Origin of the sequence: Chitinimonas sp. JJ19 (genome assembly GCF_036961565.1) — a bacterium.
Classification (GTDB): domain Bacteria; phylum Pseudomonadota; class Gammaproteobacteria; order Burkholderiales; family Chitinimonadaceae; genus Chitinimonas.
The window spans coordinates 191,694-205,915 of the sequence record NZ_JBAMDD010000009.1; the positions used below are offsets into that span (position 1 = coordinate 191,694).

Genomic DNA, 14,222 nt, shown 5'->3' on the forward strand with positions numbered 1-14,222 from the left:
CATGTTCCGCGGCAAATACCTGCTACGCCTTATCGTGGCCAGCCTGATGCTGGTCTATATCGCCATCGGCGTCATCCAGTACCACCAGTTCCAGAACATGGGCCAGGTGATGCGGCGGGGTGATGACAACGCACTATGGGCCTTTCTTCAGCTCAACGTGGAATACCAGCGCTTTGACCATGCGCTGCATCAGCGCCTGTTCGACCCTGCCGGCATGCCGGTGGAGGATCTGCAACTGCGCTACGACATCTTGGTCAGTCGCCTGGGCGCCATCGAAACCGGCACCGCCAGGACGTTGCTGACCGACCAGCCCATCTACAGCAAGGCGGTGTCCGAGCTGGCCGCATTTGTAGCAATTGGTGATCGCTACCTGGGCATGAGTGCTGACCTGCCGATAGACCCATCCGGTATGCAGGCCCTGCGTGAAAAGCTGGGCACGCTGCGAGAGACCGTGCAAGAACTGGCCTATACCGCATCCCGCGTATCGGCCCAGGTAGTAGACGAGCGCAACACCGAAGTCCGTAACCAGGCCATACAGACCACGGCGCTGACTGCTTTTCAGTGCCTGCTGACTCTCCTGCTGGCCATCGCCATGGCCCGGCAGTTCCGCAAGCGCGAAAAAGCCAAGGCCATCGCCCTGGCAGCCCAGGCAGAGCTGGTCGAAACCCTCAAGCGCAATGAAGAGGTGCTGGAAGTCAGGGTAGCCCAACGCACTGGCGAACTCGCACTGGCGAATGCAGCACTACAAGCACATGAGGTTGAACTGGAAGCGGCCCGTGCCCGTGCTGAGGATGCCTCACAGATGAAATCGGACTTCCTGGCCAATATGAGCCATGAGATCCGCACGCCGATGAATGCCGTCATCGGCATGAGCCACCTGGTATTGGGGAGTGAGCTGACCAGCAAGCAGCGGGACTATGTTGAGAAAATCCAACGCTCTGGCCAGCACCTGCTGGGCCTGATCAATGACATTCTCGATTTCAGCAAGATCGAGGCGGGCAAGCTGCATGTCGAGAACATTGAGTTCGAGCTGCATGAAGTACTGGAGAACGTGGCCAACCTGATAGGCGAAAAATGCGCTGCCAAAGGGCTGGAACTAATCTTCGATATCGACCCAGCGCTACCGAACGACCTGCTGGGCGACCCCTTGCGGCTGGGGCAGATACTGATCAACTACGCCAACAACGCGGTCAAGTTTACCGATAGCGGCGAGATCGTGGTGCGGGCGCGCAAACTGGCGCTGGAAGACGGCACGGTACTGGCCCGGTTCGAGGTACAGGATACCGGTATCGGGCTGAGTCCTGAGCAGCAATCCCGTCTGTTCCAGTCCTTCCAGCAGGCAGACAGCTCCACCACCCGCAAGTATGGGGGCACCGGTTTGGGCCTGGCTATCTCTCTCAAGCTGGCGGAGCTGATGGGCGGTCAGGTCGGCGTGGAGAGCGAGCTGGGGTGTGGCAGCACCTTCTGGTTTACCGCGCGGCTGGGCGTAGGTACGGCCAAGGTGCGAACCTTGTTGCCCGCCCCAGACTTGCGGGGCCGCCGTGTACTGGTAGTGGACGACAACCCGCAGGCACGCCACATCATTGCAGAGATGCTGCGTGGCATGACGTTTGAAGTAGGCGAGGCGGAATCAGGCGCACAGGCACTGAGCATGAGCCAGGCAGCGCAGATAGCAGGCCAGCCTTATGAAATAGCCTTTCTGGACTGGAAGATGCCGGGCATGAACGGCTTGGAGACCTATCAGCATCTGGCACTCCAACCCCAGCCCCCCTACCCTGTCATGGTTACCGCCTATGGCCGGGAAGAGGTCTTCCACGACGCGGAACGGGCTGGCATACGCCTGCTGCTGGTCAAACCAGTCAACCCCTCGCTGCTCTTCGATGCCGCCATGCGTGCCCTGGGCAGCGAGGCAGTAGAGGAGGCACCGCGCCGCAGCAGCAATGTAGGTCATACCGACCTATCCACCCTACATGGGGCACGGATACTACTGGTCGATGACAATGACCTGAACCAGCAGGTGGGCCGTGATCTGCTGGAGGGCGCGGGCCTGGTGGTCGAGGTCGCCGAGAATGGCCAGGTATCGCTCGACATGCTGGAGAACGCCAGCTACGACATCGTGCTGATGGACATGCAGATGCCGGTCATGGATGGCTTGACTGCCACCCGCTTGCTGCGCGAGCGCCCTGAACTCGCCGAGCTACCCATACTGGCCATGACAGCCAATGCCATGAGCAGTGACAGGGATCGCTGCCTCGAAGCCGGCATGAATGGCCATATCGCCAAGCCCATCGACCCGGATGAGCTGTTCGACATGCTGCTGCAATGGATACCGGCCCGCGCCGCGCCACGGGTAGCACCCGAGCCCCCACCAGTGTCCGCCGCGAGTACGCCGGTAGCCGAGCCAGCCAGCCCCGACCCGCTGGCGGGCATACCCGGGCTGGATGTCGTGGCAGGCATGAAACGGGTGCTGAACAAGCGCCCAGCTTACGAGGGCATGCTACGCAAATTCATCAGTGGGCAAGGGTCAGCTGTCGCGCAAACGCGCGAATACCTGGCAGCCGATCAGCGCGATGACGCCCGGCGGATCATGCATACCCTCAAAGGGACAGCCGCCACCATAGGCGCACCTGCCCTGTCTGCCTTGGCCGGGGAAGTTGAACGGGCCTTGATGGAAGGTGCACCGTCCAGCGAGATTGAAGCCATGCTGCCCAACGTTGAGGCCGACTGCCGGGCACTGATCGCCGCCCTCGCCCAAGCCCTGCCTGAGCAGGTCGATACGGTGGAGGCCGCCGATGTGGACTGGAGCGAGGCCCGACGCTTGATTACGCAGCTAGACCAGTTGCTGGCCGACGATGACTCCGATGCCATCGAACTGTTCGAAAACCACGCCGGCCTGCTCAAAGCGGCCCTAGGACCACACTACAACACGATTGAGCGCGCCATCAGCAGCTACATCCTGGTCGATGCCCTGGCGGCCCTACGCGCCGCCAAGGCGCAGACGGCCGCATTGAGCGAGGAAACCGCAGCATGAGCAACCCATTGGATTTCACGGAAAAACATACGGTACTGGTGGTGGACGACACACCGGACAATCTCTCTCTGATGAGCGGATTGCTACGGGCTGCCTACAAGGTCAAGCTGGCGCCCAATGGCGAGCGGGCCTTGCAGATTGCCGCGGGTGAAGGCAAACCGGACCTGATACTGCTCGATATCATGATGCCGGAGATGGACGGTTACGAAGTACTGCGCCGTCTGCAAGCCGATGGTGCTACCCGCGATATCCCGGTGATATTCCTGACCGCCATGAGCGCCAGCGAAGACGAAAAGATCGGCCTGGACCTGGGCGCGGTGGACTACATCACCAAGCCCATCAACCCAGCCATAGTCCTGGCGCGTGTGCACAACCACCTGCAGCTCAAGGTGGCGCGTGACTTCCTGCGTGACCAGAACACCTATCTCGAAGCCGAGGTCGCCAAGCGTACCGAGGAAGTCATTGCGATACAGGATGTCACCATCCGGGCCATGGCTTCGCTGGCAGAAACCCGCGACAACGAGACCGGCAACCATATCCGCCGCACCCAGTTCTACGTCAAGGCCTTGGCGCAGCACCTGCAGCCTCATCCTCGCTTTGCCGGCGAGCTGACCGAGTCTGCCATTGAGTCCTTGTTCAAATCTGCCCCATTGCACGATATCGGCAAGGTCGGCATACCCGACCGCATCCTGCTCAAACCCGGGCGGCTTGATCCCGACGAGTTCGAAATCATGAAAACCCACACCACCCTGGGGCGCGATGCCATTGCCCGGGCCGAAGCCGAGCTGGGGCGCACCATTCCCTTCCTGCGCTACGCCAAGGAGATTGCCTATGCCCACCAGGAAAAATGGGATGGCTCAGGCTATCCGGAAGGCCTAGTGGGTGATGACATACCGATGTCAGCCCGCTTGATGGCGGTAGCCGATGTGTACGATGCCCTGATCTCCAAGCGTGTCTACAAACCCGCGTTCTCCCACGACAAGGCCAGCGACATCATTCGCGAAGGGCGTGGCAGTCACTTTGATCCTGACGTGGTGGACGCTTTTCTGAGCATACACGAGACCTTTCGGCAGATTGCCGCACGCTATAGCGATGGCGAGGAAGCGCTGATTGCAGAAACTGAACGGCTGGCCAGCGACTACCCCACCGACCATGTCGAAATCAAAGGCTGAACATGAACCTGAGTGGCTTGAGCATACTGATTGCTGAAGACGATCCACCCATGCGTGCCGCCCTGACGGCACAACTGCAAGGCTGCGGTTTTGGCCGCGTGCTGCAGGCAGACAGCGGCGCCACGGCGCTGAAGCAGATGCATGCGGAGCGCGTCCATATCGTGGTCAGCGAACTCAATATGCCGGACATGACCGGCCTTGCGCTGCTGGAGGCCATGCGCGGCGAGCCGGCCCTGGCAGACCTGCCCTTTGTCTTGATGTCGGGTGGCTTGGATCGGCGCTCAGCCGAGCAGGCGATACGGCTGGGCATCGGTGATCTGGTGATCAAGCCCTTTACCGGCAAGCGCCTGCTGGAGCGCATACTCAAGGTCTTGCAGCGCGATGTCGGCGTGGTGCTTGAACACGAACACCCCGAACGGGGCACCATACTGGTGGTGGACGATGCCCCGGAGAACCTGCAACTGGTGGCCAGTCTCTTCCGCGACCAGTACAAGGTCAAGCTGGCGCATAACGGTGAAAAGGCGATCGCCATCTGCCAGTCTGATTCACCGCCCGACCTGATGCTGCTGGATGTGATGATGCCCGGCATGGACGGCTTCGAAGTCGCCGCCAAGCTGCGCGAGCATCCGGCGTCGGAACACATGCCCATCATTTTCGTGACCGGCTTGACCGATGATGCCTCCCGCGAGAAGGGGCTCTCGATGGGTGCGGTGGATTATGTATTCAAGCCGGTAGACCCGGTACTGATGAAGCTCCGGGTACGCAACCTGATGCGCCATGTTGAGTACCAACGCCAGTTGCAGACAGATTTCGACCGCCTGCGCGAGCTGGCCCATCTGCGTAGCGAGATGGATAGGCTGATGCAGCAGGACCTGAAGCAGCCCCTGCAAGCGATACTCCCCGGCCTGCGTAGCCTGGCAGGCGCAACAGCGCTGAACCCCGAGCAGCAAGCCATGGCCAGCGCTGCCGAGCAGGCCACCAGCCAGACCATAGAGCTGCTCGATCTCTCCAGCGAGCTGCTGCAGATCGAAGCAGGCCAGATGCAACCCAGCATACAGGCCATCCCCATAGGGCAGTTGCTGCGGGATCTCGCCACGTTGTTCCGGCAGCGATATGTCGACAAGCCGGTACTATTGGCCGTGGCAACCGAGACTACCGGTAGCGCACCGTTGGAAGTAAAGGCCGATGCCACACTCTGCCATTCGCTGTTCTACAGCCTCTTCAAATATGCCTGTGATGCAGCCCCAGCAACTGGCGAGGTCACCATCAACCTGGGCCGCCACGGTCCGGTCGAAATCACGCTGAGCATGCCCCACGCACTCACACCCGCTGAGCAGACCCAATTCTTCAAGCGTCCCACCGGCAGCCTGGGCAGCAATGGTTATGCTATCCGCACCCTGGCACAGGCACAGGGCGGTGATGCGCGCCTGCTGAGCGAGCCCAGTGCCCCCCCGACTTTGCTGGTCATATCGCTACCGGCTGCTGAGAGCCAGTCATGAACGCCAGTCGTAGCTGGGCGGCGACCGGCTGAGTAGCCGCCAGGGATGCCTTGGCTCCAGACAACGGCGGAGCCTGCCAAGGTAGGCTATCCCCTTGGTTGCCCCCTCTCTGGCGAGCCTGTTATGCGCTCAAGGCATAGCATGGTGAGTACCGCCTCTCAGGTTCTCACAACCACCCTGCCCGTTTGAATCGCCACCACAGCACCACATCCACCACCAGCATGGCCAGCAGGGTAAGCGGGTAGCCCAGGTTCCACTTCAACTCAGGCATATGCTCGAAGTTCATGCCATAGATGCCGGCCAGCATGGTGGGCACTGCAAACAGGGCGGCATAGCCTGCCAGTTTCTTGCTCACGGCAGATTCATCCAGCGAAATCATGGCCAGGTTGACCTGCACCGCCGTACTGGACATATCGCGCAGCGATTCGACCGATTTGACGATGCGTTCCAGGTGGTCATAGACATCGCGGTAGTATTCATGCATACCCACGCAGACGCCTGGCACCCGCCCGCCATACAAGTGAGCGATAGCGTCAAGCAAAGGTACAACGGCGTGGTTCACCGTCACCAGCTTGCGTTTGAGCGTGTAAAGCGCTTCGATATTGGCGCGTGCCGGATTATCCTCGGCAAACATACGATCTTCTATGGTTTCCAACTCGCCCTGCAGGCGGTGGATAATGCCAAAGTAACGATCCACCACGGTATCGATCAGGGCATACAGTACATAGCCCGCGCCATGCTGCAACAGGTGTGGCTCCCGCTCGGTACGTTCGCGCACATTGAGGAAACCAATGCGTGAACGATTGCGGATGGACAAGACGAAGTTAGGCCCGACAAAGATGGCTACCTCCCCCTTTTCCAACAGGCCGGCTTCATCCATGTCCAGCACATGCAGCACACAGAACAGCGTGTCGCCATACTCCTCGACCTTGGGCCGCTGATGACCATTGCGGGCATCCTCCACCGCCAGTTCATGCAGGCCGAATTCCACCTGCATTTCAGTCAGCTCTTCTGCTGTGGCATCCTTCAATGCTACCCAGACAAAGCAATCCGGCTTGCCCACGTATTCACTGATAGCGGCCACCGGCAAATCGGCAAGCTTATGACCAGCCTGGTAGGCCGCACAGTTGATCAGCATAGTGTTCTCCGCTATTGCCCACTGGGTGCAGCTAAGCAAACCCTGTGTGGTGATTCCAGCCAGGCGCGCAAGCGTAGGCTGTACGTGGGTACAGCAAGTTTGTGCAGCAACGGCAGAAGGTTTTGTCAGCTGCTCATTCATCATGAAAGCCTGCCGCGGCAGGCATAGCAAGGAACGGCCCATGCAATACATCGAGATCGCGCTGGCGGCACAAAAGCAGATTGCCCTAGTAGCGCACGACAATATGAAAGCCAACCTGCTGGATTGGGCGCGTACCCACAAGACCCAACTGGCAGGTCATACCCTGTACGCCACAGGTACGACCGGTAGCCTGCTGGAGGCCGAGCTGGGCCTGCCGGTAGCACGCTTCCAGAGCGGACCACTGGGCGGCGACCAGCAGATTGGTGCCGCCATTGTCTCGCGCCAGATTGATTGCCTGATCTTCTTCTGGGATCCACTCGAGCCCCAGCCCCATGACCCTGACGTCAAAGCCTTGCTGCGCATGGCCGTAGTCTGGAACATACCCATGGCTTGCAATCGTGCCACCGCAGACTTCATCATCAGCTCGCCCTTGATCTCGGCCGCCTATCGCCGCAGTGTCCCCGATTACAGTGCCCACCAGGCCCGTACCATCCCCAATTGATACTGGAGAACACCATGCGCACTCGCCACTACCTGCTTACCCTGCTGCTCACCGCTGGCCTGTTCGCCCAAGCGGAGGGGCTGGATCAGCTCAACAACAAGGATGCTGCCAGTGGGCTCAAGGAAGCCCTGACCCAGGCTGCCAGCGTGGCGGTAGGGCAGCTCGGCAAGGCTGATGGCTTTCTGGGCAACAGCGAAGTGAAGATTCCCCTGCCAGACGGCTTGCGCAAGGCGGAAAAACTGTTACGTACCCTGGGCCAAGGCGAGCGTGCTGACGAACTGGTCACCAGCATGAATCGCGCCGCCGAAAAAGCGGTGCAGGAGGCCAAGCCGGTGCTGGTCGACAGCATCAAGAAAATGAGCTGGCAGGACGCTAAGGGTATTCTGGCGGGCGGCGATACTGCGGCGACCGATTACTTCCGGCGCACGACCAGTGAAGCGATCAGTGCGCGTTTCAAGCCTATTGTGGAAAAGGCCACCGCCAAGGTGAAACTGGCCGAGAAATACAATGCCTACGCCGGCCAGGCGGCCCAGTTAGGCCTGATCAAGCGCGAGGATGCCAACCTCGACAACTATGTCACCCAGCGTACGCTGGATGGGCTCTTCCTGATGATAGCCAAGGAAGAAAAAGCCATCCGAGCCGATCCGATGGGCCAGGCCAGCAAGTTGCTGCGCAAGGTTTTTGGAGTGCTGTAGTAAGCGCTGCGGACTACCCGTCCAGGGATGTCCTTGCCCCTGTTGGGTATTGCCCGCCATTTATCCGTGCCTATGGCAGCTCGTCGCGGTTTAAGCGGTTTGCCGATGTCATTTTGCTATAGTCGCCCCCTTACCCGGCCTGGCCGGGCATCAAGAGGACGATAAGATGAAGCGGCTCACCCGCCTGGTACTACTCAGCCTGCTTGCCACGCAAGCACTGGCAGGCAAGGAACCCTTGCCCATGCGTTTGCCCGACAACGTACGCCCGCTGGCCTACGATGTCGCGCTCACCCTGGACCCCGCACAGCCCCGGCACAGTGGCACCGTCACCATAGAGGTGGACGTGCTGCACCCAAGCAAGACCTTGCGGCTCAATGCAACTGGCATTGCCGTACGCTCTGCCCTGCTGGAGCTGGGCGGCAAGACCTACCGCGCCAGTGCCCACGTGCTGGACGACGACCTGATGGACCTGCGTTTCCGCCAGCCCGTACCAGCAGGCATAGGTCAGCTCAAGCTGACATTCGACGGGCATATTCAGGACAAGGACGTCTACGGCTTGTTCCGCCAGCATGAGGCAGGCGATTGGTATGCCTTCACCCAGTTTGAATCCACCGGCGCACGCATGGCCTTCCCCAGCTTTGATGAACCTGGCTGGAAGGTGCCCTGGACCCTATCGCTGACCGTACCCGACAAACTGATGGCAGTGGCCAACACACCCGCCATCAAGGTGAGCCCTGCCCGGCCTGGCTGGAAGCGGGTGGACTTCCAGACCAGTAAACCTATGCCCAGCTATCTGGTGGCGTTCGGTGTCGGCCCGTTCGACGTGCTCGATGGTGGCAAGGTAGGTAACACGGCACTGCGCTATATCACCCCGCGTGGGCGCGCGGCCGATGCCCGCTTTGCGGCCAGGGTCACACCCGGCATTGTTGCCAAGCTGGAAGCCTATTTTGGCATGCCCTATCCCTACGAGAAACTGGACAGCCTGGTGCTACCGCTGACCGAGGGATTTGGCGCCATGGAAAATGCTGGCCTGATTACCTATCAATCCGGTCTCCTACTGGCCAAACCCTACGAGGAAACCACCAGCTTCCAGCGCGACTATGTGGCAGTGGCCGCCCACGAACTGGCCCATCAGTGGTTTGGCAACTATGTCACCATGGCATGGTGGGATGATCTGTGGCTGAACGAGGCGTTCGCGTCCTGGATGGGCGACAAGATCACCGCCGAAGTCATGCCCCAATGGCAATGGGACAGCAGCCTGCAGTATTCACGCGCCAAGGCCATGCGGACCGATCGCCTGGCCAGTGCCCGCCGGGTACACCAGCCCATACTCACCAATCAGGACATGGGTGGTGCATTCGATAGCATCACCTATGACAAGGGCCAGACCATATTGGCCATGTTCGAGACCTGGCTGGGCGATGCACAATTCCAGGCCGGCGTCGGTCGCTACATGAAGCGTCATGCCTGGAGCAACGCCAAGGGCAGCGACTTTATCCAGGCCATGGCGGGCGATCAGCCCGAGGTCGCGGCGGCGTTCCGTAGCTTTATCTCCCAGCCTGGCATCCCCAAGGTCAGCGTCAGCCTGGACTGTAGCGCTGAACCCACGCTCAGGGTCAGCCAGCAGCGCTTCCTGCCCAAGGGCTCTGGCGGCACGCAGGATGCGCTATGGCATATACCGCTGAATATCCGCACGCCAGCCGGCCAGACCCGTTTACTGCTCAAGCAGGGCCAGGACAGCGTCAAGCTGCCGGACACCCGCTGTCCAGGTTGGGTACAGGCCAATGCCGGCGGCACCGGCTACTACCGGGTTGCCTACGCCCCCGGCCTGTTGCACAAGCTCATGACCCAGGGCAAGCCCAGCGACAACGAAATACTGGCCGACCTTGATGATGCCCAGGCACTGACAGAATCGGGTGACCTGCCACTGGCCGATGCCTTGTCATTGGCGGCCTATACCGCCAAACACCCGCGCCGCGAAGTTGTCGAGGCAGCCGCAACCCTGCTCAAGAGTGCGGCACCGCTGGTGTCTCCGGATCAGCAGCGTGCCTATGCCGCACTATGGCAGAAGGCCTTTGGCGAGCGAGCAAGGCAACTGGGCTGGCGGGTCAAAGCGGGCGAGAGTGATGCCGACAACCTGTTGCGCGCCAGCCTGCTAACGCAATTGGCCGACTACGGGCAGGATGCATCGCTACGCAAGGAGGCCAGCCTGCTCACACGGCAATGGCTTGCAGGCAAGACCACCCTCGATGTATCGGTGCGTGGCAGCATCCTGAAGACCGCCGCCCTGGAAGGCGACCGCCCCCTGTTTGATGCCTTGCAAGCCCGTGTGCTGCAAGCTGTCGATCGCAATGAACGGGAGGACATTTACACAGCGCTGGGCAACCTGCGCGAGCCTGTCCTGGCAGATGCCGCCCGGGGGTTGCTGCTGAACAAGCAGCACGATATCCGCGAAGCAAGGCGCATGCTGCGTACGCAGAATGACCATCCCGAGCTGCGCAAGGGTGCGCTGCGCTTTGTCATGCAGGCGTACAAACCGCTGACCCAGCGTTTGTCCAAGGATGGCCCAGGCAATCTACCACGGGATTTCAACCAGTTCTGTGGGCAGGACGAGGCCCGTGCTGTGGAAACCTTCTTCGGCCCGCTGGCCACGCGCTACAACGGTGGCCCCAACACCCTAAGACAGTCACTGGAAGCCATACGCCTGTGTGCGGTGTATCGCGATACCCAGCAACAAAGCCTGGCTGCCTATCTCGCGACCTTCAGTTCATAGCCGCTAAAGCACAGGTGTTGGAAACAAAAAAGCCGGGTTAGCAACCCGGCTTTTTCATACCACAATCAGCGCGCTTACTTTGCTGCTTGTGCTGCTTTCACCGCAGCTTCTGCATCAGCTATGCCCGCACCGCAACCGGCACAGGCCGATGGGAATGGCCTTGCTGTCTGCTGCATAAGGGCACGTAACTGGGCGGAGGTCAGCCTGGGGTTGACCGACAGCATCAGTGCTGCCAAGCCGGCAATATGCGGTGCCGCCATGGAAGTACCTTGGTAGAAGTAATAGCTGTCGGCACCTGGCTCGCTCAGACCCTCGTTGAAGGTCGACAAAATGCCGTCACTTGCCTCGAAGGTCTCACCACCAGGGCCTGCCAACGACACCAGCGAACCGTAGTTGGAGTAGTACGCCCGGCCACCTGCACGGGTGGTAGCGGATACCGCCAGCACACCAGGGCAACTGGCCGGCTGGGCGCTACGCACGTTCTGCGATTCATTGCCTGCTGCCGCCACCACCAGGGCACCCAGCTTGCTGACATGCGCTACGGCTTCGCGATAGCTGTTCAGGCAGGGAATGGCACTACCGAGCGACAGATTCAGCACACGAGCAGGGTTGGCATTGTCGGGCACACCGGATACGGTGCCGCCCGATGCCCATACCATGGCGTCAATGATGTCGGCACTGCTGCCGCCACACTTACCCAGCACGCGCACTGGAAGCACCTTGGCTGCCGGCGCTACGCCAGCCACGCCTATGCCATTGTCCGCCACGGCAGCAACCGTGCCGGCCACATGGGTGCCGTGCCAGCTGCTACCCTGGCCACAGTCATCACCTGGGTCGGTGGGGTCCGCATCACGGCCATCACCATCATTACCGGCAGAGTCGTTGCTGATGAAGTCATAGCCCGGCAACAGGTTGGGCGTCAGGTCCGGATGGGCTCGCACCCCGGTATCCAGCACCGCCACCACGGCGCCTTCGCCACGGGTAATGGCCCAAGCGCGCTCGACATTCATGCCGCCAACAGGCTCGTACATATCCCACTGCATGCTGTAGTAGGGGTCAGTGGGCACGGCCATGATGCGGTTGATCACATCCGGCTCCGCATAGGCGATGTCCGGGTTGTTGCGCTGCATTTCACGCGCCAGGCGGAAAGCGGCTGCAACACTGATGGCACGACCCAGCTTGAAGACATCGGCACCAATACTCAACTGCCGGGTGTGGCTGATGCTCAGTCCACTCTTGGCAGCGACAGGGGCCAGCCGCTGAGCGCGCTCGGCCCCTTGCTGCATGGCCTGGGCACGGCTCAGGCTGGCGCCTGCGGTATTGCGCTTGAATTTCACGATCAGCGAACTGACCATGTCATTGGCTGGCTGGACACGCGTGGCTGCAGACCTGGCCTGCAGGCGCGGCTGCAGGCGCGGATGCGGCTGCTCTGCCGATGCCGTGGGTTGCTTGGTACCGGCGTGGGCCGGTGCGGTCAAGGCGGCGCCCAGCACCACGGCCAGGCTCAGCGATGAGAGTTTGTTTTGACGAAACATGTGCGGCTGACTCCTCAGTTCGTCTTGAAATACGGAATACGGGTAAGACGTGCAGCAACGGCGCTGCTATCGCCGCCGGCATGCTTGCCACCCCAGGTCACGAAGCTGCCATCCTGGCGTTGTGCCAGGAAGCCGCCAAAGGCGCTGCGATAGATGGCGCGCACACCCTTGAGCTGGCTGGCCACACTGCTGCTATCGCCACCATCGGCGGCGGCCCCCCAGGTCAGGACGCTGCCGTCCAGGCGCAAGGCGGCAAAAGCCCGGTGGTTGGCATACACCGCCAGGACACCGAAATTGCTGTTGGCTATCGCGCTGGCATCGCCCCCGTTCTCCGGGTCGCCCCAGGCCACCACCGTGCCGTCACGGCGCAAGGCAGCAAAGGCGGTTTCGGTCGCCACGACATCGCGCACCTGAACCAGCTTGCTCTTGATGGCGGTGTAGCCGGCAATGCCGCGATAGGGTTCGCCCCAGCTCACGACGCTGCCATCGGTCTTATGGGCAGCAAAGGCCACATGGTTACCGTAGACACGGCTGACCTTGCTCAACTCGGCCGCCACAGCGCTGGCATCGTTACCATAGTCAGAGAAGCCATCGCCGCCCCAGGCCACCACGCTGCCGTCGGTCTTGAGTGCAGCAAAAGCCAGGCCACTGCTATAGAGGGTCTTGACCCCACTTTGCAACAGCTTGGCAGTGTCCTCGCCAGGGTAGCCACCAAAGCCTGCACCCCAGGTAAACACCGAACCATCCTTGCGCAGCACGGCAAAGTCAGTGCGGTTAGCCTGTAGCTGAACCACATCATGCAGCTGTGCCGGATCGGCATCGAAGATGACATCCGGGTCGCCCCAGGCGACCACGCTGCCATCCTGCTTCAGTGCGGCAAAAGCACTGTCATTGCTGGCCCAGCTGCTCACATTGGTCAGCTGCGCCGCCACGTCCTCGGTCAATACCGTGGGCACCGAAAAGGTTGCACCTTCGCCATCGAACAGTATCCGACCCGAGCCCCAGCTGGCCACCGTGCCATCCTTCTTGCGCGCCAGGAAGGCCAGCTCGCCGGGCAAGACATCTGCCACACCGGTCAAGGGCGCTGTTGGCGCATCGGAGCGCCCGCCGGCCAGGCTGGAGCCCCAGGTCACCACGGTGTCGTCTGCCAGTACGGCAGCAAACGCGCGTTCACTGCCCGCAATCTGCCTTACGCCGATCAGCTTGCTGGCAACATTGCTGGCATCGCCACCCCAAATCGGATGGCCCCAAGCTTCCACCGTGCCATCTGCCTTGAGCACAGCGAAGGCTGCTGCACTGGCAAATACCCGGCGGCGATCCAGGGTGCGTGTATCGCTTGCGGTACCGCAGGTAGCGGTGATGGTCACCGGCTCGTCCGGCACGGTATCAGTCAGGCGATCCGCCTGGCCCAGGGTGCGGCCTTGGGCATCTTTCCAGCTATATTGGGTCGCCGTCGGGCTGCAGTTAGCCACGGTAGGGACGGCGATCAGTACATCGCCACGGGCGCCAAACACATCGAGTTTGACAGTGGGTGGCGGTACGGGGGTAGGCGGTGCGTCACTATTGCCCATACAGGCAGTAAGCGCAGCGACAAGGGGCAACAGGGCCCAGGTAGCCGAGGGGGCGTGTTTCAAGGGAATACTCCTTCGCATCTAATTCAGCTGGCTGCCAAGAGCCTGTTCCATGTCTTTTCACCTCGTCGTTCGCAGCCTTGCCGGATGAAGGGCAAGGCGCAA

9 protein-coding genes are annotated in these 14,222 nt (G+C 61.1%); 6 read left to right on the forward strand and 3 right to left on the reverse strand.

Annotation, left to right across the window (positions count from 1 at the left end):
- Position 1: 1 nt before the first annotated feature.
- From V7714_RS13180 to V7714_RS13190, 3 genes are read left to right on the forward strand one after another with little or no spacing between them, the layout of a single operon-like run.
- Positions 2-3,031 (forward strand): hybrid sensor histidine kinase/response regulator, encoded by a 3,030-nt coding sequence (locus tag V7714_RS13180; RefSeq protein ID WP_335710149.1) that lies wholly within the window; start codon positions 2-4, stop codon positions 3,029-3,031.
- Positions 3,028-4,203 (forward strand): response regulator, encoded by a 1,176-nt coding sequence (locus V7714_RS13185; protein ID WP_335710150.1) that lies wholly within the window; start codon positions 3,028-3,030, stop codon positions 4,201-4,203. The genes V7714_RS13180 and V7714_RS13185 overlap by 4 nt, the downstream gene beginning before the upstream one ends.
- A 2-nt stretch (positions 4,204-4,205) precedes the next feature.
- Positions 4,206-5,702: an ATP-binding response regulator gene (locus tag V7714_RS13190; protein WP_335710151.1), complete on the forward strand. Its 1,497-nt coding sequence runs from the start codon at positions 4,206-4,208 to the stop codon at positions 5,700-5,702.
- 166 nt (positions 5,703-5,868) lie between these two features.
- On the opposite strand, the gene corA is transcribed toward V7714_RS13190, so the two are convergent.
- A complete protein-coding gene (corA, locus tag V7714_RS13195) occupies positions 5,869-6,840 on the reverse strand; it encodes a magnesium/cobalt transporter CorA (RefSeq protein ID WP_335710152.1) in 972 nt (323 codons plus the stop codon).
- A 181-nt stretch (positions 6,841-7,021) separates the two neighbouring features.
- On the opposite strand from corA, the gene V7714_RS13200 reads away from it, so the two are divergent.
- From V7714_RS13200 to V7714_RS13210, 3 genes are all read left to right on the forward strand, one after another.
- Complete coding sequence (locus V7714_RS13200; protein WP_335710153.1) at positions 7,022-7,483, forward strand: methylglyoxal synthase; 462 nt, start codon at positions 7,022-7,024, stop codon at positions 7,481-7,483.
- A gap of 14 nt (positions 7,484-7,497) precedes the next feature.
- Positions 7,498-8,178 (forward strand): DUF4197 domain-containing protein, encoded by a 681-nt coding sequence (locus tag V7714_RS13205; RefSeq protein ID WP_335710154.1) that lies wholly within the window; start codon positions 7,498-7,500, stop codon positions 8,176-8,178.
- Positions 8,179-8,344: 166 nt separating this feature from the next.
- Entirely contained in the window at positions 8,345-10,951 is a 2,607-nt protein-coding gene (locus tag V7714_RS13210; RefSeq protein ID WP_335710155.1) for a M1 family metallopeptidase, read from the forward strand.
- Positions 10,952-11,025: 74 nt separating this feature from the next.
- Here the strand turns inward: V7714_RS13210 and V7714_RS13215 are convergent, their stop codons facing one another.
- The gene (locus tag V7714_RS13215; protein WP_335710156.1) at positions 11,026-12,486 is read right to left on the reverse strand and encodes a S8 family peptidase; all 1,461 of its coding nucleotides are present in this window, start codon (positions 12,484-12,486) and stop codon (positions 11,026-11,028) included.
- Positions 12,487-12,500: 14 nt separating this feature from the next.
- A complete protein-coding gene (locus V7714_RS13220) occupies positions 12,501-14,120 on the reverse strand; it encodes an RCC1 domain-containing protein (protein WP_335710157.1) in 1,620 nt (539 codons plus the stop codon).
- Between the last annotated feature and the right edge of the window lie 102 nt (positions 14,121-14,222).